Below are 22,585 nucleotides of genomic sequence, written 5' to 3' on the forward strand. Positions count from 1 at the left end.
CATATGCTTCGACCTGTTCTGTTTTTTTGTTATCCACTAAGGTTCCTAATGTTAGTATGCTGATTTTTCCCAATCCACTTCCATTTCCTCAAGCATCTCATAAATAGGATTTTCACCAACGATTTCGTAGGTTGTGTAGCCGATGTTGATCAACTTCTCACTAACATCAATATAATAAATAGGTTGATTTTGCATGTTTAAACTATAAATCTCATCCCAGTCTACATTAACCTCTAGACTTTCGCGAACCTCTAGGGTAAACAGCGTATTAAACAAACGATTGATCAAGTTTGAATCCTCTATAGTAATCATCCGTTCATTTGACCTATCCCCGTTCCACATATAGTTTTCAATCTCCAGTTGTTCGATCGTTCTAGGATCGAATAGTTCTTCATCTTGTACGACTTCCTCAATAGAAATAATTCGTTGTGTAATATAAAGAATGCTGGTAAAGATAATAGCAAATCCAATCATACGGACAAAATGGAAAATATATTGTTTTTCTTCTTGGGCATATTTATATTCAACAAGAGATTGGTACCCGGTATAGAATATGGAAGCGCCCATTGCTATTAACAACGTTAATTGCAAGGTAGAATAAATGAATAAAAGAGTTACAATCATGATAAGCAGGAATAAAAAAATGCGCTTTATAATTTTTTGTCTGTGGTCGATAGGTTGTTTCTCTTCTTCGATATTGTAATGTTGTCGAATCAGATAATTCGCGAGCTGTGTTCCTAACAAAATAAAAGTGCTGAAAATGGAGATTCCAGACACGAATACTCTCCCCCCTTGAAGTGAAAGCGACTACAATTCTTTTCTCTTATCCTAACATATCAAAGCCACGGATTGTGCCATACTTTGGGAGGGAAATGTTTTTCGTCATAAAGTGAAACTTCAATCAGTGGGGGTTTTCGTTCTTCCCCTACTGATTGGTAGTTGCACCGGGATAAAAAAACCTACCTTAACCCGTTATGGTCGAAGTAGGATAGAATAATGCCATCTATTGAATTTTTTCATTGCGTTTGTGCATTTGTTTTAATCTCTTTTCAAAATGGGATATCTCTACATCCGAGAAATCCATCGTCACAACATTCTCTGAGAAAACTGCCAATGCTTGGGTGACACGTTGCTTCATATCCTGAACCGTCAAATCAATTCCGAGTAGTTCAGAAAGGGAACCCATTACACTTGGGTCGACATTTGGGTAACTAAAGGAAGTCTTCTCATTCTTTTTACCAATTTCATAAAATTGCTGAATCAGTGTTGCGCGTTCCTTACTGTTTCCTTCTACATCTAAGTAAATTTGAATGGCGGCGCCGTCCTTCACACGCCTTTGTGATATACCAGCAAACTTTCTGCCGTTTATACTTAAATCATAGTCTCCAGGACAATAGGATTGTACAATCTCATAAGCTTCAATAGCGTCTGTCAGATCATGTAGCATATACTGAACAAAGCTTACCATGGCTTCATAGCAGTCTTGAATGGAGAGTTGCTTTACACCCGGAAGTATTAAGGAAATGTTTAATACGCCTTTATCTAGGGCGACAGCAAGTCCTCCCGAATTCCGGATCACGACTTGTTTTTTAGCCTGTTGAAGAAATGCAATACCCTCGTCTATATAGGGTAGCTTTCCATCGGGTATCCCTAGGACAATTGTTTCATCATGTACCCATAGTCGAACAGCAGGTGGTGACTGCTCGTCGCTTACCGATAGTGCCAACGCATCATCGATAGCAAAGGAGGTCATTGCAGTATATGGTTCACCATGAAAGGTTGGTTGATTAGAATGGTCAATATAACGGAATGTTTGATGTCGGATAATATCTTTCCAATTTTTCATAAGTACTCCTTTACCGTTTAGGCTTTCTTTAAGAATTAGAAACATCTCTTTTTTATCATGCTTATCTATTATATAATAATACTATTATAAGAACGAACAGAAACGGGTTGTAAAATAAATGGCATATAAAGACGAGCAATTGATAGAAGAAAAAGTTTTTAAAGACCCTGTACATAGATATGTCCATGTGAAGGATCGGGTGATTTGGGACTTGATTGCAGCTCCAGAGTTTCAAAGACTGCGCAGAATCAAGCAGCTCGGCACAACAAATTATACCTTTCATGGCGCAGAACATAGTCGCTTCAACCATTCTCTTGGTGTTTATGAGATTGTACGAAGAATTATTTATAACTTCCAAGGGAGAGAGCATTGGAATAATGACGAGCGATTGCTATGTCTTTGCGCAGCCTTACTTCATGACTTAGGACACGGGCCTTTTTCCCATTCCTTTGAAAAAGTGTTTAAGCTTGATCACGAGGAATATACGCAAAAAATCATTTTGGGAGAAACAAAGGTTCACGAGATTCTGGAACAGGTTGAGGAAGGCTTCGCTCAAAAAGTGGCGGATGTCATTGCCAAGACGTATCAAAATAAGCTTGTCGTTAGCCTGATTTCAAGTCAGATCGATGCAGACAGAATGGATTACTTGCAACGAGATGCCTATTTTACGGGCGTAAGCTACGGCCACTTTGATATGGAACGGATTTTAAGGGTCATGCGACCAATAGAGGATCAGGTTGTCATAAAAGCGACGGGGATGCATGCAGTAGAAGATTACATTATGAGTAGATACCAAATGTATTGGCAGGTGTACTTCCACCCTGTGACAAGAAGTGCAGAGGTTATCCTTACAAAAATTCTTCATCGTGCTAAATATCTGTATGAAACAAAGGAATTTGACTTCAAACTGAAGCCGACTCACTTTATTTCCTTTTTCACAGGTGACGTGAAATTAGATGAGTACCTAAAGCTTGATGAGGGTATCGTATCGTATTATTTCCAGCTTTGGCAGGAAGAAGATGACGAGATTTTACGTGACCTTTGTGAGCGGTTTATGAACAGAAGATTATTTAAGTATGTTGAGTTCAATCCAAATCTACAAATGGCGGAATGGATGGAGCTCTATAGGCTATTTTCTGATGCAGGAATTGATCCAGAATACTATCTTGTTGTCGATTCTTCATCTGATTTACCATATGATTTCTATCGTCCAGGAGAAGAGGAAGAACGACTGCCTATCCATTTACTTATGCCAAATGGTGATTTAAAGGAACTTTCACGCCACTCAGACATTGTGGAATCCATTTCAGGTAAAAAAAGAACCGATCATAAATTATATTTCCCGAAGGATTTACTTGAAAGTCTGCCTGACGAGGAAAAGAAAACACGGATAAAGGAAATTTTATACGGGCAAGGGGAGTTAATAGATGCTAACGAATCACGCTAAATTAATGCAGTTTTTTTCTGTAGCAAACGAGGTAACAGGCCGTAAAAAGCTTCAGAAAATGATATATATTCTGCAGAAGTGCAAGCTGCCGTTTGAGGAGAAATTCCAGTTCCATTTCTACGGACCTTATTCAGAGGAATTAACATTACGTGTGGAAGAGCTTTGTAATCTGCATTTCATCCAAGAGGAAAAGGAAGATAAGAGCAATTATTATCAATATCGTTACTCTATAACAGATGACGGCCAGTCTTTCTTAGATCAATTTGCTATGGATATGCCTGGTTTGGGGAATAAAATAGCGATGCTAAAAGGTAAAAGTTCTCGCTTCTTAGAACTTGTGGCGACAATGCTTTATTTTGATGATTTACCACTTGAAGAAAACATCCAGAAAGTGCATACTGTGAAGCCGAAGCAAAAATATACCGATGATGAGATAGAAGAGGCCATTACGTTTATTGCCTCTATAAGTGATGAAAACAGTTAAGATGAAACAACGCTTTAGCTGTGCTAAAATGGGATTCAAGAGTGAAAAAGGAGGATTCCAGAAATGAGTTCTGATAACTCTTCAAACAAGAAGAAACCAAATGCTTTTACTATTATAAAGGACGATTCAACAGACGGACATGGTGGTTATGGCGCCGGCACGATCAGTTTGGAAAATATGTCACCTGTTATTGTGGACCCTAACGAGAAGAAAGCTTATGTCGACATGGGGGCAATGCATGGACGAAGTGATATTGAACGTCGTGTTAAATTCTTGCCGAACAAGGAAGAAGTCCCGAATGGATTACTTTACTGGATTGTTTGGGTAAATGTAGAGCGTAACGAAAACGGAACCTATTATGCTGGTGTCGCAGGTAGTGAAATTAGGGTGGACCGTCCAATTAAGCGAGCATACAAATCTATGCCAGAGCACGTTACTCATATGGATAAGTCCTTAAAAGGTAAAATTATTTTAGAGCATATGGATGAAGAATCTAAAAAGCTTCTAAAGGATTTCCTAGTTGAATTTGATCCTGAAATGTGGGCTAATTCTACTGATGAATTAAAAGAAGTGCTTTCGGTTTAAAGACATAAAGTGAAACTTCAATCAGAGGGGATTTTCGTTCTTCCTCCACTGATTGTTAGTTGAACGAATCGGGGGAGTCTTACGGACGATTGTTCCGGGATAAAAGTGTCGATTTTGTGACAATGTTTAAACGATTCTAGAATAAATGTACCTGGGTTTGGGGGATTCGAGTATGCGAGCATTGACTCAAGAGCATGTCGGACTTAGTCGATGTTCCATCTACAGACGCTTGCGCTTTTGTACTGGAATTTGTAAAATATGTATACATGGGCTAACTCATGTATTACTAGGACAAAAAGAAGCTGATTCCAATCGGATGGGAGGAATCAGCTTCTTTTTGTCTTTTTTTAGGTCTACCAATCTCTAGGGAACGGAATGGCATAAGTTTTAGCTCGGAAGTTAGATACAAAGGCAAGGAGACTAGCTTATGGTCTTTTCGTAAACTCTTTTACCGAAATAAATTAAATAATTGTTCCACCATGCTTTTTTCCTCATCTTTATCCTCTTTTTGGTAATGTTCCGTGCAATATCCCTCTGGTTCTGTTCCTTTTTCAAAGTACATAACACGGCTTGATTCGCAATATGGTGTTGCTCGCAGTCCTGTTACAGGATCAATAGGAATTCCTACAACACCGCTTGGTGCAGTGAAATTTTCCACTGGAAGTTCTTCATGTGCTGCTTCCATGAATCCTGCCCAGATTTGCTTGGTATAAGCAGATTCTGCAACCTTCTCCATTGGTCGATTATCATCATAGCCAGCCCAAACCCCTGTCACAAGTGATGGACTATAACCAATCATCCAACTGTCGGAATTGGTTGTACCGGACTTTCCGGCATAGATTCTGGAGAGTTGGTCTGAAACCGACGAACCTGTCACAGACATATAGCCATCCAGTTCCCTATCAAACATACCAGTCATAAGTTGTGTAAGGAGAAAGGCTGTCTTTTGGTCGAGCTTCTGCTTCCCTTTTTTCGTTTTATGTTTATAAACGGTTTTACCTTCTCGGTCGACAATTTTTTCGATTGTATGGCCTTGAAGTTCATGGCCCCCGTTTGCTAGCATGCCATAGGCAGTGACCATTTCTTTTACATTTACAGTTGCAGTCCCAAGTGCTAGGGAAGGAACGGCAGGGAGCTTACTTGTTATGCCAAATTCTTTTGCAGCATCTACAAGCCTCTCTGGGCCAAGATACATATTTGTTTTTACCGCATAAACGTTATCAGACAAAGCGATAGCTTGTGCTAGTGTAATGGGTTCATTTGCATAATAGCCATTAAAATTACTTGGTTGGTACACGTTGCCATCTGCTAGCTCGAAGCTAGTTGGCTTGCTCATCAACATGGTATTGGGCGTATAGCCATTTTCAAGTGCAGCATAATATAGAAAAGGCTTAAAAGAAGAACCAGGCATTCGCTTTGCCGATGTTGTCCGGTTAAAGGGACTCTGATTATAGTCTCTGCCACCAAGCATGGCAGTAATCCCACCCGTGCTAGGATCGACCGCTAAAGCGCCTATCTCCAGTTCTGTTTCAGGCTGAACTGTCTTCTCTACTTGTTGTTCAAGTAGCTTTTGCTGTTTGGTGTTAAGTGTTGTATAGATAGAATAACCGCCTGCCCGGACTTCTTTCTGTTTCCTGCCTAGTAGCTCAGCGGCTTCCTTGATAACTGTATCTTGGAAATGGGGGGCGGTTTTTTCCTGGCTGTTGGGACTGTTTTTAGCATAGATTAATTCCTGTCGCAATGCCGAATCAAAAGATTTTTGGTCGATAATCCCTTTATCAAGTAAGTTGGTCAATATTTGTTTTTGACGATTTCGCGCCCTTTCTTCATCGTTTAGAGGGGAGTAATAGGTTGGTCCCTTTGGGATGCCTGCTAGCATTGCTGCTTCAGCAACCGTTAAATCTGTGGCTGGTTTATTAAAAAAATAGTTACTAGCGGCTTCGATTCCATATGCTCCGTGACCGTAGTAAATAGAATTTAAATAGCCCTCCAGAATGTCTTCTTTGGAGTAAAACATTTCAAGGCGCACTGTATAAAATGCTTCCTTGATCTTTCGGGTGAGGCTTTTTTCATGGGTTAAATAAAGATTCCTTGCATATTGCTGGGTTAAAGTGCTGGCACCTTCTTTGAGGGACCATGTTTTAATATCCTTTACAATTGCTCCCATGATACGTTTCAAATCAAAACCATGGTGATTATAAAAGTTCTGATCCTCGGTAAGTAGTGTGGCTGCTATAATTTCCTCTGACATTTCGCTCAGCTCAACCCATTGCCGGTATTCCGGTCCACGTTCTTCTCCAATCACTTCTTCATTAGTACTATAAAGAATGGTATTCTGATCCATTTGCAAATCTGGTGGGCCAAGCAGGAAACTAGTAAGGTAGATGGCACCCGCTCCAAGTAGGAAAACTGCCACTAGCCACACGATTAATTTTAATAGGAGTTTTGACCCCAAGTTATACTTTCCTTTTCCCATGATTCGTATCTCCAGTATGTGTGCATTTCTATCAGTATGGGAAAAGATAAAAAGATCTAAACAAAATGTGAGAAAAAGCTTGTCTTTTTGTAGAAATTCTCTATAATTTTATTGTCTTGATAGATGAAGGAGTGAAGAAAATGAGCATGTGGTTTACTGAAAATCAAACAGCCAATTTTGGCATTACAGCAAAAATAAAACAAACACTAGCTACTGTGAAAACAGACTTCCAGGAGCTTCAAATGATAGAAACAGAAGAATGGGGCAATATGCTTGTACTAGACGATATGGTCATGACAACAGAAAGGGACGAATTTGTTTACCATGAAATGGTTGCCCACGTACCATTATTTACCCATCCTAATCCGAAGCATGTCCTAGTTGTGGGCGGAGGAGATGGTGGGGTTATTCGCGAAGTACTTAAACACCCCTCTGTCGAAAAGGCGGTCCTTGTTGAAATTGATGGGCAGGTAATCGAGTACTCTAAAAAGTTTCTGCCTTCCATTGCAGGAACATTGGATGATCCGCGAGTAGAAGTGAAAGTCGATGATGGCTTTTTATACATTGCAAATAGCAAGCGTGAATTTGATGTCATTATGGTGGATTCCACAGAGCCTGTAGGCCCAGCGGTTAGCCTCTTTACAGAAGGGTTTTACAGCGGAATAAAGGATGCTTTAAAAGATGATGGCATTTTCGTTGCGCAGACGGACAACCCGTGGTTCAAAGCAGACCTCATTCATCAGGTATACCATGATGTGAAAAAGATCTTCCCTGTTACAAAGCTATATACTGCTAATATTCCTACGTACCCAAGTGGGCTGTGGACATTTACAATGGGAAGCAAAATACACGATCCGCTAAAAGTGAAGCCAGAACGTTTCCATGAAATCGAAACGAAATACTACACACCAGAACTGCATACGGCTTCCTTTGCGTTGCCGAGGTTTGTGTCAGATTTATTGAAATAGAGGAGGGACTCCATGCGATTCGATGAGGCGTACTCAGGAAAAGTGTTTATTATGTCAGGAAATGATTACGAAAAAGCACAGGCTGTCATTTATGGCATGCCAATGGACTGGACAGTGAGCTTTCGCCCTGGTTCACGATTTGGCCCTGGACGTATTCGAGAGGCCTCTATTGGACTGGAAGAATACAGCCCATATATGGACAAGCATTTAGAGGAAGTTTCCTATTTTGATGCAGGAGATATTCCACTACCATTTGGCAATCCCCAGCGTAGCTTGGACGAGATTCGTAAGTATGTGACAAAGCTTAGTGCAGATGGGAAATTCCCGCTTGGTCTTGGGGGAGAACATTTAGTTACCTGGCCGGTCATTCAGGCGATGCACGAGGTATATCCAGATATGGCAGTAGTTCATATTGATGCGCATGCCGATCTCCGCGAAGAATACGAAGGGGAAGCACTTTCCCATTCGACCCCTGTACGGAAGATCTGTGGCTTGCTTGGTGCAGAGAACGTCTATTCATTTGGGATTCGTTCCGGGATGCGTGAAGAATTCCAGTTTGCTAAGGAAAGCGGCATGCATATGACAAAGTATGATGTAGCGGATCCATTAGAAAAAGTATTACCACAGCTTGCAGGACGAAAGGTATACGTCACCATCGATATTGATGTATTGGACCCTGCTTTTGCTCCAGGTACCGGTACAGCTGAAGCTGGTGGGATCACATCCAAAGAATTGCTAAAAGCAATTCAACTAATTGCCGAGTCTGAAGTGAAGGTTATTGGTGCAGACCTCGTAGAAGTTGCACCAGCCTATGACCATTCAGAAAAGACAGCTATTGCAGCAAGTAAATTCGTTCGTGAAATGCTGCTCGGATGGGTGAAATAAAATTCAAGCCTCTACCTACGGGTGGAGGTTTTTAAATTTCAATATTGTTAAAACCTCTGGTCCATCAACCACATGCGCAGTCCAATCGATTACGAGAGAGGTTTAATCAACCATAGGAGCAGTCCAATCGATCATGTGACAGGTTTAATCAATCAGATGAGCAGTCCAATCGATTACGAGAGAGGTTTAATCAACCATAGGAGCAGTTCAATCGATCACGTGACAGGTTTAATCAATCATAGGAGCAGTTCAATCATCACGCAACAGGTTTAATCAATCATAGGAGCAGTCCAATCGATCACGCGACAGGTACAATCAATCACATGAGTTGTCTAATCACCGGCCAGCTAACTTCAATAGGATGCAAATTCAGGAATTTTAAAGGTAGTTCTGGCATTTCCCCCCTGATTAACGATATAATAGGTCATTATATGATTTTTTACGATTGAGGAGATTTGATGACACAACAAGGACGAAAAGTCATGATTGAGCTTTCTACCTCCATTGAAGACAATGGAAATGTGGAAAAAAGCCAGATGAAGCATACGGCCGAATTTTTTCAAAAAGGCAAGCTGGATGTGTTGCGCTATGAAGAGCAGGATGAGAATGGTTCTTCAACAAAAAATCTGATTACCATACAGCCAGATAAAGTGAGTATTAAACGAACTGGTGATGTTAGTATGAATCAGCAATTTCAGCAAGGTTACATTACCGAAAATGTGCTGAAGCACCCTTATGGTAGCATGCATATGGAAACATCTACCCAAACAATCAGCTATAATGCACCAACAGACCATTCTGAAGGGCGTTTAAAAATAGATTACACAGTTAAATTAAATGGCCAGGATGAACGCAGCCATGAGATCAAACTTACAATTATAGAGGAGGGTGCCAAATGAACGTGTTGGCCCAAACGGAAGAAATATTAAAACAAGCAATAGCAACAGCTGTCATACAGGCTGACCTAGCGACAGAAGAGGAGCTCCCTTCGATTGTTCTCGAAAAACCAAAAGACAAAGCACATGGTGATTTCGCAACAAATATCGCGATGCAGCTGGCTAGAATTGCCAAAAAGGCTCCTAGACAAATAGCGGAAGACATTACGGCTAACTTAGACAATACAAAAGCTTCCATCGAAAAAGTGGAAATTGCTGGTCCTGGATTCATTAACTTTTTCATGAAAAATGATTTTCTCGGTGAAATCATTCCAACTATTCTTAAAGACCAAGCATCATACGGAAGAACTAATGCTGGTCAAGGTGAAAAGGTTCAAGTAGAATTTGTTTCGGTTAATCCTACAGGCGATCTACATTTAGGGCATGCTCGTGGCGCAGCTTTTGGGGACGTACTTTGTAATGTCCTAAATGCTGCTGGCTACCAAGTGGAACGTGAATATTATATTAACGATGCAGGAAACCAGATTGATAACTTGGCGTTGTCCGTCGATGCGCGTTATCTCCAGGCACTTGGAAAAGACGTTGCGATGCCTGAAGATGGCTATCACGGTGAAGACATCGTGAAGATTGGCGAAAAGCTGGCAGAGGAGCATGGTGAAAGCTGGGCTGAGAAAGAACAGTCTGAGCGTCTAGCCTTCTTTAAGGAATATGGATTAAAGTATGAACTAGGTAAAATTGAAGAAGACTTAGCAGAATTCCGTGTGCATTTTGATAACTGGTTCTCTGAGCGTTCTTTGTATCAGGATGATAAAATCACGGATGCACTTGATGTATTGAAAAATGGCAACTATGTGTATGAGAAAGATGGTGCGACCTGGTTCCGCACTACAGATTTCGGTGATGATAAAGACCGTGTTCTTAAGAAACAGGATGGTAGCTACACCTATCTAACTCCAGACATTGCTTACCATAAAAATAAGCTGGATCGTGGTTTTAATAAAATTATTAATGTATGGGGTGCTGATCACCATGGTTATATCCCAAGAATGCGCGCAGCCATTCAGGCGTTAGGCTATCCAGTGGAAAAATTTGATGTGAAAATCATACAAATGGTGAACCTGTTTGAAAATGGCGAGAAACTACGTATGAGTAAACGGACAGGTAAAGCAGTAGCACTTCGAGAATTAATGGAAGAAGTGGGCGTCGATGCCGTTCGTTACTATTTTGTAACCCGTTCAAATGATTCACAGCTTGATTTTGACATGGATTTAGCACGTTCACAATCCAATGACAACCCAGTATTCTACGTACAATACGCCCATGCACGGATATGTACAATGCTGAAGCAGGCGGAAAGCAAGGGATACGAGGTGGAGGCGGGCTATGATGCAAGTCTGCTAACAGCAGAGAAAGAAGTAGACCTACTGAAAAAACTTGGTGAATTTCCGCAAACTGTTGCAGATGCCGCAGAAAAGCAAACACCTCATAAAGTCACACAGTATGTGTATGACCTTGCGACATTGTTACACAGCTTTTATAACGCTGAAAAGGTTTTGGACGAATCCAATAAAGAGCTGACACATGCCCGTATTGCCTTAATGAAAGCAGTAAGAACCGTATTACAAAACGCATTAAAGTTAATTGCTGTTACCGCACCAGAGAAAATGTAAAAAAGATAACTTATATGGTAAAAGCCGGGCTGATCAGCTCGGCTTTTTGCTTAGCAATAAAGAGCACGGGAGCATAGTCCGAGAAAGGCTGAACATCGGCCGGAAATGCGGGAACATCGCCCGGGAAAGATTAAACATCGGCCAAGAATACCTGAATATCGCCCGAGAGAGGTCTAACATCGGCCAACTTCGTATAAGTCCACTGCGCAAGCAACAAATATGGTTAAACAAAAACTCAAGATTGTGGCTTTAATTAGAAGCAGATGTATCTTGTCCCTTAGAACGAATATTTTACAGAATTTAAGTTGACTGAATGATCATTCATCGTTTAAAGTAGAGGTAGAAGTTATTTGTTTTTTACTATTCACAAAAATGAAATCGCTAACATCTTTTGGGGATAGGAGACATGCCAAGAAATGACAGAGGGGGAGCGGATAATGGAGACATTTTTGCTAATAAACGGATTAGCCTTTGCAGCCATCACACTATATGGCCTGTATTTATTCGCTAGAGTTGTAGCGACTAGGGTAGCGTACATTCGACTTGGGAAAAAATCAGAGTTTGACCGACAGTATAAAGAGCGGTTTCGCAGGATAGGGAAAATTGTATTTGGCCAATCAAAGCTTTTGAAAGATAAGAAGTCTGGTACCATTCATGTCATGATGTTCTATGGATTTATTCTTGTTCAGTTCGGTGCCATTGATTTTATTGTAAGAGGAATTTCACCGGGCAACCATTTGCCGTTTGGAATCTTTTATCCAGGCTTTGTATTTTTTCAAGAGCTTGTAACGTTGATGATTCTTGTTGCGGTTGGTTGGGCTTTTTATCGTCGTTATATGGAAAAGCTTGTCCGTTTGAAGCGCGGATTTAAAGCAGGGCTAGTTCTTATTTTTATTGGTAGTTTGATGGTTTCCGTGCTTGTTGGAAACGGAATGGCGCAAATCTGGCACGGTCATGAAATGACATGGACAGAGCCAATTGCTAGTTTAATAGCAGGAGCATTTAGTTGGATATCACCAACTGCTGCAATGGTTGTATTCTTAATTGCATGGTGGGTTCATACCATTACATTACTGTCCTTCCTTGTTTACGTTCCGCAATCCAAGCATGCTCATTTAATAGCTGCCCCGATTAATGTATTTCTAAGTAAGCGGGTCCCGGGTAAACTGAAGAAACTTGATTTTGATATTGATGAGGATGCCGAGGAAAGCGAAGAGGAGATATCCTTTGGTGTTGGAAAGATAGAGGATTTTGAACAACATCAGATGATAGATTTTTATGCATGTGTAGAATGTGGTCGCTGTACCGATGTCTGTCCTGCATCTGGAACAGGCAAAATGCTTTCTCCGATGGATATCATGGTGAAACTAAGGAACCACCTAACAGAAAAAGGTGCTTCAATCACAGGGAAATCACCTTGGGTTCCAGCTTACGCGTTTGCAGGTACACAAGGAAATCAAGCTACTTCAAATGAAGAAGCAGCAGCCACAGTGCAACATGCTAGTTTAATTGGCGATGTCATTACAGCGGAAGAGCTTTCTGGTTGTACGACATGCCGAAACTGTGAGGATGCTTGTCCAGTAAATAATGAACACGTTGGTACGATCATTGATTTGCGGCGCTATCTTGTGATGACAGAAGGAAAGATGGATCAAGATGTACAGCGTGCTGTAATGAATATTGAACGTCAAGGAAACCCGTGGGGACTGTCGAAAAAAGACCGTGTGAAATGGCGGGATCTTGATGAGACAGCTTATATTCCAACAGTAAAAGAACTGAAAAAAGAAGAGAAAGAATTTGACTATCTATTCTGGGTTAGCTCGATGGGGGCTTATGATAGCCGCAGCCAGAAAATTGCAATCTCCTTTGCCAAGCTTATGAACCAGGCAGGCATCCGATTTGCAATACTTGGGAACAAGGAAGCAAATTCTGGAGATACGGCAAGACGAATTGGAAATGAATTTTTATTCCAGGAAATTACCGAGAAAAATATAAAAGAATTTGAGAAAAATGGTGTAACCAAAATCGTAACGATTGACCCGCATGCATACAATATCTTTAAAAACGAATACCCCGATTTTGGGTTTGAAGCAGAAGTCTATCATCATACACAAATGCTTTATGATTTGGTAATGGAAGGAAAGCTAGCCCCTAAGCGGGAAATAAAGCAAAGACTCACCTATCATGATTCCTGCTATCTAGGAAGATATAACGGAGTGTATGATCCACCTAGAGAAATTTTGAAATCCATACCAGGTCTTGAGTTAGTAGAGATGACACGTAGTAAAGAGAATGGTATGTGTTGTGGTGCAGGTGGTGGCTTGATGTGGACAGAGGAAACGACTGGAAATCGGATTAATGTGGCAAGAACCGAACAAGCTATTGCCGTGCAACCGACAATGATCTCAAGCGCGTGTCCTTATTGTTTGACGATGCTTAGTGACGGAACGAAAGCGAAAAATGTTGAAGAGGATATAAGCACAATGGATGTTGCAGAGATCCTGGCATTGTCTGTGTTTACGGAAACAGAAAGCAAAACAGCGTAATTCGAAAACATAACTATGGTAAAATGACAGAGAGGGAGAAGGGAGACTTCCTTCTTCTTTTATGCACGTAATCTGAGCGAGCGTTCAATCAATTTCCATGCGGCTACTTGGTATGGAGTGATAGTTTAATAAGCCGTTTTTAAATAGAAGAAAAGGTGGTAGTGATAATGAGAAAATCTGTAATTGTATCTGGAGCGAGAACGCCATTTGGTAAGTTTGGTGGAGCACTTAAAGGATTTACCGCATCCCAGCTGGGTGGTAAGGCAATAAAAGCTGCTTTAGAACGAGCTGGAATGGAAGGTTCCGAGATTAACGAAGTTATCATGGGAACCGTGCTTCAAGGTGGGCAAGGACAGATCCCGTCACGACAGGCTGCAAGAGAAGCTGGGATACCATGGAATGTAAAAACCGAGACGATTAATAAGGTGTGTGCCTCTGGTCTTCGTAGTGTGACACTTGCTGATCAATTAATCCGACTAGGAGATGAAGAGATCATTGTGGCAGGTGGGATGGAGAGCATGAGTAATGCGCCATACTTTCTTCCAGATGCCCGTTGGGGAAATCGAATGGGTGATAAACAAGTAAAAGACATGATGATCCATGATGGTCTGACGTGCTCTTTTGAAGGGGTACATATGGGGAATTACGGCAATTCCACAGCAGGTAAACATGATTTAAGCCGAGAAGCACAGGATGAGTGGTCTTATCGTAGTCATCAGCTTGCTGTAGAAGCGATCGACAATGGTAAATTTACCGACGAAATTATTGCGGTGGAAGTACCACAGCGCAAACGTGATCCGTTAATTGTGGACACAGATGAAGCGCCTAGAAGAGATACAACGCAAGAAAAACTTGCTGGTTTACGTCCAGCCTTCGATCCAAACGGCACAATTACGGCGGGAAATGCACCTGGAGTAAATGATGGTGCATGTGCATTTGTTGTTATGTCTGAAGAGAAAGCAACGGAAATGGGCAAAGCACCAATGGCCTATGTGCTCGGTCATGCAGAAGTAGCAGTTGAGGCAGAAGATTTCCCAGAAACGCCTGGTCTTGTTATTAACAAGATTTTAGAAAAAACGGGCCACTCTAAGGACGACATCGATTTATTTGAAATTAATGAGGCATTCGCTGCAGTATCATTGGCAAGTGGTAAAATAGCTGGAATTGACCCGGGAAAAGTGAATGTAAATGGCGGAGCTGTTGCGCTAGGGCACCCAATTGGCGCGAGTGGAGCTAGAATTATCCTAACATTAATCCATGAGCTAAAACGTCGTGGTGGAGGGCTAGGCATTGCAGCAATCTGCAGTGGTGGTGGCCAAGGCGACGCAGTACTCATTGAAGTACCAAAACAATAAACAAAAGCGAAGAGCACTGTATTCTAGGCTGTGTCTTGAAAAACCATAATACCCCAGGTGGAAAAGGAAGCCGGGGTATCATGGTTCCTAACATGAGTTTTCCTAATTTTCGTTACATAAAATGAGGAGGGATGGCATGATCAAAAAAGTACTTGTAGTAGGAGCAGGTCAAATGGGTGCTGGAATTGCACAAGTTTGTGCCCAAGCAGGATTAGAAGTTTTCTTGCATGATCAAAAGGAAGAAGCTGTGCAAAAAGGACTCCAGTCCATTGGAAAACTGCTTGGCAGAGCAGTGGAAAAGGGACGGATGACGGAAGGGGAGAAAATCGCTACACAGCAACGGTTAACCCCCTCTACGTCATTACAGGACGCGGCGGACTGCGATCTTGTTATTGAAGCAGTTGTGGAAAAGATGGAGGTTAAAAAAGCAGTCTTCCAAGAGTTAGATGGGATCACGCCAAAGCATGCTATCCTTGCTACGAACACCTCGTCGCTCGCCATTACAGAAATCGCAGCAACAACAAAGAGACCAGACCAAGTGATAGGCATGCATTTTATGAATCCGGTTCCAGTTATGAAGTTAGTAGAAATAATCCGTGGCTTGCAAACAAGTGAGGAAACCTTTAAAGAAATTGAAGAGCTTGCTAAAGTACTTGGAAAAGTACCGGTGTCAGTAGAAGATTATCCCGGATTTGTCTCTAACCGAATTTTAATGCCAATGATTAATGAGGCTATCTTCACCGTATACGAAGGAGTGGCAACAGTAGAGGATGTCGACACGTCGATGAAGCTTGGGATGAATCATCCAATGGGCCCGTTAACGCTTGCAGACTTTATTGGGTTAGACACATGTCTTTACATTATGGAAGTGTTGCATGAAGGGTTTGCTGATAGTAAATATAGACCATGTCCCTTGTTAAAGCAGTATGTCCAGGCAGGCTGGCTTGGTAAAAAGACTGGCCGTGGCTTTTACCAATATGAAAAAACAACAGGATAGACAGGGGGGATAGAGATGGACTTTCATTTTACGGAAGAACAGACCATGCTTCAAAAGATGGTACGCGATTTTGCCAAGGAAAAGGTGGCACCAGAAGTAGAACGTATGGAAAGAGAGCATCGATTTCCTAAAGAACTAATTGGGGAGATGGCAGAGCTTGGACTACTCGGCATCCCCATACCAGAAGAATTTGGTGGAAGTGGGATGGACTTTATTTCCTATGTTAGGACTATTCATGAGCTTTCTAAAGTAAGCGCTTCCTCAGGGGTAATTCTTTCTGTGCATACCTCGGTTGGAACGAATCCGATACTCTATTTTGGGACTGATCAGCAGAAGCAATATTATTTGCCAAAATTGGCTAGTGGAGAATTCCTAGGAGCCTTTGCATTAACAGAACCTAGTGCAGGTTCTGATGCTTCCAGTATAAAAACGAGAGCTAAGAGGGATGGCGATCATTACATCATAAACGGGGCAAAAGTGTTTATTACAAATGGTGGTCATGCAGATACCTTTATTACATTTGCTCGTACAGGAGAGGGTTCTACTGCGCTTAGTGCCTTCATTTTAGAACGAAATACGCCAGGACTTGAAATTGGAAAAGAAGAAAGGAAAATGGGGCTCAATGGGTCCTCCACGGTACCACTAACATTGGAAAATTGCCGGGTTTCTAAGACACAGTTGCTTGGTAAAGAAGGGGATGGCTATAAAATAGCGATGAAAAACCTTCATGTCGGCCGGATTGGAATTGCTGCCCAGGCGTTGGGGATTGCAGAGGCGGCGGTCGAGCTTGCAACAGATTATGCGAAGGAAAGAGAGCAATTTCAAAAACCGATTGCAGCAAATCAGGGGATTGCCTTTAAGTTAGCTGATATGGCGACAGCTGCTGAAGCGGCAAGTCTATTAACCTACCAAGCAGCCTCTCTTGTACAAGAAGGTGTCTCGTGCTCAAAAGAAGTATCGATCGCGAAAATGTTTGCATCCAAGACAGCTGTGAAAAACGCCATTGAAGCGGTACAGGTGCTTGGTGGGTACGGGTACACAAAGGATTATCCTGCTGAGCGACTTTTTCGAGATGCTAAGGTAACGGAGATCTACGAAGGAACCAACGAAATTCAACATATGGTAATTGCCAAAGAATTGTTAAAGAAATGATTGGGGGATGAAGCAATGAATTTTCAATTAACCGAAGAACAGGAAATGCTACGTAAAATGGTTCGGAGTTTCGCGGAAAAAGAAGTGGAGCCAACTGCTGCTGAACGAGATGAAGAGGAACGATTTGACCGGGAGATTTTTGACAAAATGGCTGAGCTTGGCCTAACAGGCATTCCATGGCCTGAAGAATATGGCGGAATTGGTGCAGATTATGTCAGCTATTGTATTGCAGTAGAGGAATTATCGCGCGTGTGTGCCTCAACAGGGGTAACGCTTTCAGCACATCTATCCTTGGCAAGCTGGCCGATTTATACATACGGCAATGAAGCGCAGAAAACGACGTTTCTTAAGCGTCTGGCCACAGGAGAAGCATTAGGTGCCTATGCGCTGTCAGAACCGGGAGCCGGAAGTGATGTTGTTTCGATGAAAACAACAGCAAAGGAAGACGGGGCAGATTATATTTTAAATGGCAGCAAGGTTTGGATCACCAATGGTGGTGTAGCAGATATTTACATTGTGTTTGCTAAAACAGACACGGATGCAAAACATAAAGGGATTAGTGCCTTCATCGTAGAAAAGGGCACGGACGGGTTTACCTTTGGTAAGAAGGAGAAAAAGCTAGGAATTCGTTCTTCACCGACAACAGAGCTTATCTTTGAAAATTGTCGGATACCAAAGGGAAACATGCTTGGTGAAGAAGGGGAAGGCTTTAAAATTGCCATGACGACGTTGGATGGTGGACGAAACGGGATTGCGGCCCAAGCTCTTGGCATTGCCCAAGGTGCACTGGATGCAGCTGTTGGCTATGCAAAGGAAAGAGAACAGTTTGGCAAGCCGATCGCAACGAATCAAGGAATCTCGTTTAAACTTGCAGATATGGCGACAGACGTCGAAGCTTCAAGACTATTAACCTATCAGGCGGCCTGGTTGGAATCCGAGGGCCTTCCGTACGGGAAAGCTTCTGCTATGTCAAAATTATTTGCAGGGGATGCAGCAATGCGAATTACGGTAGAGGCTGTGCAAGTATTTGGCGGGTATGGTTACACCAAAGATTATCCTGTTGAAAGGTATATGCGGGACGCCAAAATAACGCAAATTTACGAGGGAACCAATGAAATTCAGCGGCTCGTCATAGGTCGTATGTTGACCAAAGCCTAAAAAAGAGTTTGCTGAGAAGAAGGGGGGAGTGCTCGGTGGCCGAGGAGCAGGTTTTTTCAGCAGTAAAAGATAAAGGATTAGTGGAGAAAAGACGCAAACAAATGATTAAAGGCGCCCTTAACCTGTTTAAAGAAAAAGGGTTCCACCGAACAACAACTCGAGAAATTGCCAAAGAATCAGGGTTCAGTATTGGCACGCTTTATGAATATATTCGAACAAAGGAAGACGTTTTGTTTCTTGTATGTGATTCTATCTATGACCAGGTCCAAGTACGACTTGAGAAGGTCATTAATGTCCATGGTTCTCCACTTGAAAAGCTTGTTTCCGTAACTGAAGCATATTTTCGTTTAATGGATGAAATGCAGGAAGAGATTGTCATTATGTACCAAGAAGTGAAATCACTGAAAAAGGACACGAAAGAGTATGTCCTGCAAAAGGAAAGAGAAATGGTGCAAATGTTAGAAAAGGTGATTGTGACCTGTTTGCCGGAAGAAAGCATTTCATCAAAGGATGCAATGCTTATGGCAAATAACATTTTTATTCAAGGACAAATGTGGAGCTTTCGTCGTTGGATGTTGCAACGTCAATTTACCTTGGATGAATATATTGAACGGCAGACCCAGTTTATTTTGCGCTCCTTATCGATTGGGGCATCTAAGAAAGGAGAGAAGTAAAAGCATGGATCAGACGATTTATAAACCGGAACATCCAGTTCGTTTTGTAACCGCATCCAGTTTATTTGATGGGCATGATGCTTCGATTAATATAATGCGACGAATTTTGCAGGCGAGTGGAGCAGAAGTGGTACATCTTGGACATAACAGATCAGTGGAAGAAGTCGTGCATGCTGCAATCCAGGAGGATGTACAAGGGATCGCGATGTCTTCTTATCAGGGTGGGCATGTAGAATATTTTAAGTATATGGTCGACTTATTGAAGGAGCTTGGTGCAGAGCATATAAAAGTTTATGGCGGTGGTGGGGGTGTCATCATCCCACGTGAAATTAAAGAACTGCATGCTTATGGTGTAGCACGAATTTTTTCCCCAGAAGACGGCAGGGAATTAGGGCTGCAAGGGATGATTAACTTGATGCTGAAAGACTGTGATTACCTGCCACCAATTGATACAGAGAAGGACCAGGAAGCACTTGTTAAGGGAGAACGTCAGGCAATTGCCAGGTTTATAACGTATATGGAAAATACCGAAGTTGACGCAGATGAAAAGCAGGCTGTTTTACAATCACTAAGGGAAAAGAATAACGGTAACACCCCTGTTCTAGGTATCACCGGAACAGGAGGAGCGGGTAAAAGCTCTTTGACTGATGAACTTATTCGTCGATTTATTCATGGGATTACTGATAAGAAAATTGCTGTTATCTCAATTGACCCAACTAAGCGAAAAACAGGAGGGGCCTTGCTGGGTGATCGTATACGGATGAATGCCATCTTCTCAGAACGGGTTTACATGCGATCTCTAGCTACGCGAGATTCTCACAGTGAATTATCAAAAGCCATTCAAGATGTACTCGATGTGGTACGCGCTTCAGGCTATGATTTTATTATCGTAGAAACGAGCGGGATTGGGCAGGGAGATGCCGCTATAACAGATGTGACAGATCTCTCCATGTATGTCATGACAGCAGAATTCGGTGCTCCTTCACAGTTAGAGAAGATCGATATGATTGATTATGCCGATTTTATTGTGATCAATAAGTACGAACAAAAAGGCTCAGAGGATGCACTGAATCAGGTCCGCAAACAGTATGAACGAAGCCATATGCTTTTCCATGAGGATAAGACGGAATTCCCTGTCTATGGGACAATCGCCAGCCAGTTTAATGATGCAGGGACAAATGCTTTATTTGCCTCGCTTATTGATACGTTAAACGAAAAATTTGACTGGGCAGACGAGGCTGATTTCAAACGTCATGTAATCGCAGAAAAGCAAAATATGATTATTACAAATGAACGCAGACATTACCTTCGAGAGATCGCGACACATGTACGCCATTATCACCAACACGCTAATAAGCAAAGCGATGTTGCAAGAAAGATTTATCAACTAAAAGCAGCAGCGGAAATGGTTGAGGAGGAATCTTCTAAAGAAAGTCTACAGAAATTAATCGAATACCATGAAGGACAACTGGATAGCAGATCCAAGCGCCTGCTTGACTCCTGGGAAGAAATGCAAGAGGCATACAGCAAGGATAAAATGGTCTTCAAAGTACGGGATAAGGAAATAGAGATGGATATTGTATCCGAATCCCTTTCAGGCATAAACATACCAAAAGTGGCATTCCCGAGATTTCAAGACTGGGGTGAGCGGCTATATTGGTTAATGAAAGAAAATGTACCTGGTTCTTTTCCATTTACAGCAGGGGTTTTCCCATTTAAACGAAAGGGAGAAGACCCGACAAGGCAATTTGCTGGTGAGGGGACTCCAGAACGGACCAATAGAAGGTTCCATTATTTATCAAAAAATGAAGAAGCAAAACGCCTTTCGACTGCTTTTGACTCGGTAACTCTTTATGGAGAAGATCCTGCACACAGACCTGACATTTATGGGAAAGTCGGCGAAAGTGGGGTGAATATTTGCACCCTTGATGATATGAAGAAGCTGTATGCGGGATTTGACTTATCAAGTCCGTTAGCTTCTGTTTCCATGACCATTAATGGTCCTGCACCGATTATTTTGGCAATGTATTTTAATACAGCAATTGACCAACAGGTGGATAAATTTAAACAAGAACAGGACAGAGATCCAACGGAAGCGGAGTATGCACAGATAAAAGAAGAAACCATCGCTGTCGTACGGGGAACCGTTCAAGCAGATATTTTAAAGGAAGACCAAGGGCAGAACACCTGTATTTTTTCCACGGAGTTTGCATTACGGATGATGGGGGATATCCAGCAATACTTTATTGATAAAAATGTACGAAATTATTATTCTGTGTCTATCTCTGGCTATCATATTGCAGAAGCTGGTGCCAACCCAATAACACAACTCGCCTTCACGCTGGCAAACGGATTTACGTATGTGGAGTATTATTTAAGCAGGGGGATGGATATAAATAAATTTGCGCCAAATCTATCCTTCTTTTTCTCCAACGGGCTAGATCCGGAGTATTCGGTTATTGGCAGGGTTGCAAGACGTATTTGGGCAATCACAATGCGGGACAAATATGGTGCGAATGAACGCAGTCAAAAATTGAAGTATCATATCCAAACATCAGGGCGTTCCCTGCATGCACAGGAAATTGACTTTAATGATATCCGCACAACTTTACAAGCATTGCTCGCCATTCAAGATAACACGAATTCTCTGCATACCAATGCTTATGATGAGGCGATTACCACCCCGACAGAAGAGTCTGTTCGAAGAGCGATGGCAATCCAATTGATAATCAATAAAGAATATGGGCTTGCTAAAAATGAAAATGCACTACAAGGAGCCTTTATAATTGATGAACTGACAGATTTGGTAGAGGAAGCTGTTCTTGAAGAGTTTGACAAGATGAATGACCGTGGCGGCGTTCTTGGTGCGATGGAAAGACAGTACCAACGCGGTAAAATTCAGGAGGAATCGTTGTATTATGAAGGGAAGAAACATTCAGGGGAGCTACCTATTATTGGGGTAAACACTTATTTAAATCCTACCCCACCTTCAGAGGACCAAATAGACTCCATGGAGCTTGCTCGTGCTTCCAAAGAGGAAAAAGAACATCAAATTAAAGAACTGCTTCGTTTTCAAAATGAGCATAGTGCCCAAACAGATCAGGCGCTAGAGAGACTAAAGGAAGTCGCAGCTTCTGGTGGCAACATTTTTGCGGAATTAATGGAGACCGTCAAAGTAGCAAGCCTCGGCCAAATCACAAACGCCCTATACGAAGTAGGCGGCCAATATAGAAGAAATATGTAAAAACAAAAGCGAAGAGCACACGTTTAGCGACGTACGAACTGCGCCCCGACCTTTGGGGTGGTTCGACCTGTCGAACATTCCTACGTAGGAGATAAAGGAATCACGATGAGGAACGAATCGATGATGACTTATTGTACGGAGGTGAGGGAAGTTGCGCTAGTCGCTGTGTGCTCGTAGCTAGCCGAAACAAAAGCGAAGAGCA

Annotated in this window: 17 protein-coding genes; 14 read left to right on the plus strand and 3 right to left on the minus strand. The window is 42.0% G+C overall.

Features of this window, described 5'->3' with window-relative positions; genetic code table 11:
• Positions 1-51: 51 nt before the first annotated feature.
• Together K3T81_RS01930 and K3T81_RS01935 are read right to left on the minus strand one after the other, a co-directional pair.
• A complete protein-coding gene (locus K3T81_RS01930; RefSeq protein ID WP_238017891.1) occupies positions 52-777 on the minus strand; it encodes a DUF4181 domain-containing protein in 726 nt (241 codons plus the stop codon).
• 226 nt (positions 778-1,003) lie between these two features.
• Positions 1,004-1,846: a lipoate--protein ligase family protein gene (locus K3T81_RS01935; RefSeq protein ID WP_238017893.1), complete on the minus strand. Its 843-nt coding sequence runs from the start codon at positions 1,844-1,846 to the stop codon at positions 1,004-1,006.
• Positions 1,847-1,964: 118 nt separating this feature from the next.
• Between K3T81_RS01935 and K3T81_RS01940 the strand changes: the two genes are divergently transcribed.
• From K3T81_RS01940 to K3T81_RS01950, 3 genes are all read left to right on the plus strand, one after another.
• Complete coding sequence (locus tag K3T81_RS01940) at positions 1,965-3,293, plus strand: HD domain-containing protein (RefSeq protein WP_238017895.1); 1,329 nt, start codon at positions 1,965-1,967, stop codon at positions 3,291-3,293.
• Positions 3,274-3,777: a YwgA family protein gene (locus K3T81_RS01945; protein ID WP_238017897.1), complete on the plus strand. Its 504-nt coding sequence runs from the start codon at positions 3,274-3,276 to the stop codon at positions 3,775-3,777. The genes K3T81_RS01940 and K3T81_RS01945 overlap by 20 nt, the downstream gene beginning before the upstream one ends.
• Positions 3,778-3,840: 63 nt before the next feature.
• The gene (locus K3T81_RS01950; protein WP_238017898.1) at positions 3,841-4,362 is read left to right on the plus strand and encodes a YwhD family protein; all 522 of its coding nucleotides are present in this window, start codon (positions 3,841-3,843) and stop codon (positions 4,360-4,362) included.
• 448 nt (positions 4,363-4,810) lie between these two features.
• Here the strand turns inward: K3T81_RS01950 and K3T81_RS01955 are convergent, their stop codons facing one another.
• On the minus strand, positions 4,811-6,838 hold the full coding sequence (locus K3T81_RS01955) for a transglycosylase domain-containing protein (protein WP_238017900.1): 2,028 nt from the start codon (positions 6,836-6,838) through the stop codon (positions 4,811-4,813).
• 140 nt (positions 6,839-6,978) lie between these two features.
• On the opposite strand from K3T81_RS01955, the gene speE reads away from it, so the two are divergent.
• From speE to icmF, 11 genes are all read left to right on the plus strand, one after another.
• Complete coding sequence (speE, locus tag K3T81_RS01960) at positions 6,979-7,806, plus strand: polyamine aminopropyltransferase (protein ID WP_238017902.1); 828 nt, start codon at positions 6,979-6,981, stop codon at positions 7,804-7,806.
• 12 nt (positions 7,807-7,818) lie between these two features.
• On the plus strand, positions 7,819-8,691 hold the full coding sequence (speB, locus tag K3T81_RS01965) for an agmatinase (RefSeq protein WP_238017904.1): 873 nt from the start codon (positions 7,819-7,821) through the stop codon (positions 8,689-8,691).
• Between the two features lie 458 nt (positions 8,692-9,149).
• Entirely contained in the window at positions 9,150-9,590 is a 441-nt protein-coding gene (locus K3T81_RS01970) for a YwiB family protein (RefSeq protein ID WP_106898056.1), read from the plus strand.
• Complete coding sequence (gene argS / locus K3T81_RS01975; protein ID WP_238017906.1) at positions 9,587-11,257, plus strand: arginine--tRNA ligase; 1,671 nt, start codon at positions 9,587-9,589, stop codon at positions 11,255-11,257. The genes K3T81_RS01970 and argS overlap by 4 nt, the downstream gene beginning before the upstream one ends.
• Positions 11,258-11,694: 437 nt before the next feature.
• Positions 11,695-13,803 (plus strand): (Fe-S)-binding protein, encoded by a 2,109-nt coding sequence (locus K3T81_RS01980; protein ID WP_238017908.1) that lies wholly within the window; start codon positions 11,695-11,697, stop codon positions 13,801-13,803.
• 167 nt (positions 13,804-13,970) lie between these two features.
• Positions 13,971-15,158: an acetyl-CoA C-acetyltransferase gene (locus K3T81_RS01985; protein WP_238017910.1), complete on the plus strand. Its 1,188-nt coding sequence runs from the start codon at positions 13,971-13,973 to the stop codon at positions 15,156-15,158.
• Positions 15,159-15,294: 136 nt separating this feature from the next.
• A complete protein-coding gene (locus K3T81_RS01990; RefSeq protein WP_238017912.1) occupies positions 15,295-16,155 on the plus strand; it encodes a 3-hydroxybutyryl-CoA dehydrogenase in 861 nt (286 codons plus the stop codon).
• A gap of 15 nt (positions 16,156-16,170) precedes the next feature.
• A complete protein-coding gene (locus K3T81_RS01995) occupies positions 16,171-17,307 on the plus strand; it encodes an acyl-CoA dehydrogenase family protein (protein ID WP_238017914.1) in 1,137 nt (378 codons plus the stop codon).
• 15 nt (positions 17,308-17,322) lie between these two features.
• A complete protein-coding gene (locus K3T81_RS02000) occupies positions 17,323-18,465 on the plus strand; it encodes an acyl-CoA dehydrogenase (protein WP_238017917.1) in 1,143 nt (380 codons plus the stop codon).
• 35 nt (positions 18,466-18,500) lie between these two features.
• The gene (locus K3T81_RS02005) at positions 18,501-19,139 is read left to right on the plus strand and encodes a TetR family transcriptional regulator (RefSeq protein WP_161463920.1); all 639 of its coding nucleotides are present in this window, start codon (positions 18,501-18,503) and stop codon (positions 19,137-19,139) included.
• A gap of 4 nt (positions 19,140-19,143) precedes the next feature.
• On the plus strand, positions 19,144-22,383 hold the full coding sequence (gene icmF, locus K3T81_RS02010; RefSeq protein ID WP_238017918.1) for a fused isobutyryl-CoA mutase/GTPase IcmF: 3,240 nt from the start codon (positions 19,144-19,146) through the stop codon (positions 22,381-22,383).
• Positions 22,384-22,585 lie beyond the last annotated feature (202 nt).

Source organism: Oceanobacillus jordanicus, assembly GCF_022095695.1.
Classification (GTDB): domain Bacteria; phylum Bacillota; class Bacilli; order Bacillales; family Amphibacillaceae; genus Oceanobacillus_B; species Oceanobacillus_B jordanicus.

Excerpts from the sequence above, each read along its gene's own strand:
- K3T81_RS01935 (WP_238017893.1), bottom strand. The coding sequence starts at position 1,846 with ATGAAAAATTGGAAAGATATTATCCGACATCAAACATTCCGTTATATT.
- K3T81_RS01940 (WP_238017895.1), top strand. The coding sequence starts at position 1,965 with ATGGCATATAAAGACGAGCAATTGATAGAAGAAAAAGTTTTTAAAGAC.
- K3T81_RS01945 (WP_238017897.1), top strand. The coding sequence starts at position 3,274 with ATGCTAACGAATCACGCTAAATTAATGCAGTTTTTTTCTGTAGCAAAC.
- K3T81_RS01950 (WP_238017898.1), top strand. The coding sequence starts at position 3,841 with ATGAGTTCTGATAACTCTTCAAACAAGAAGAAACCAAATGCTTTTACT.
- K3T81_RS01955 (WP_238017900.1), bottom strand. The coding sequence starts at position 6,838 with ATGGGAAAAGGAAAGTATAACTTGGGGTCAAAACTCCTATTAAAATTA.
- speE (WP_238017902.1), top strand. The coding sequence starts at position 6,979 with ATGAGCATGTGGTTTACTGAAAATCAAACAGCCAATTTTGGCATTACA.
- speB (WP_238017904.1), top strand. The coding sequence starts at position 7,819 with ATGCGATTCGATGAGGCGTACTCAGGAAAAGTGTTTATTATGTCAGGA.
- K3T81_RS01970 (WP_106898056.1), top strand. The coding sequence starts at position 9,150 with ATGACACAACAAGGACGAAAAGTCATGATTGAGCTTTCTACCTCCATT.
- argS (WP_238017906.1), top strand. The coding sequence starts at position 9,587 with ATGAACGTGTTGGCCCAAACGGAAGAAATATTAAAACAAGCAATAGCA.
- K3T81_RS01980 (WP_238017908.1), top strand. The coding sequence starts at position 11,695 with ATGGAGACATTTTTGCTAATAAACGGATTAGCCTTTGCAGCCATCACA.
- K3T81_RS01985 (WP_238017910.1), top strand. The coding sequence starts at position 13,971 with ATGAGAAAATCTGTAATTGTATCTGGAGCGAGAACGCCATTTGGTAAG.
- K3T81_RS01990 (WP_238017912.1), top strand. The coding sequence starts at position 15,295 with ATGATCAAAAAAGTACTTGTAGTAGGAGCAGGTCAAATGGGTGCTGGA.
- K3T81_RS01995 (WP_238017914.1), top strand. The coding sequence starts at position 16,171 with ATGGACTTTCATTTTACGGAAGAACAGACCATGCTTCAAAAGATGGTA.
- K3T81_RS02000 (WP_238017917.1), top strand. The coding sequence starts at position 17,323 with ATGAATTTTCAATTAACCGAAGAACAGGAAATGCTACGTAAAATGGTT.
- icmF (WP_238017918.1), top strand. The coding sequence starts at position 19,144 with ATGGATCAGACGATTTATAAACCGGAACATCCAGTTCGTTTTGTAACC.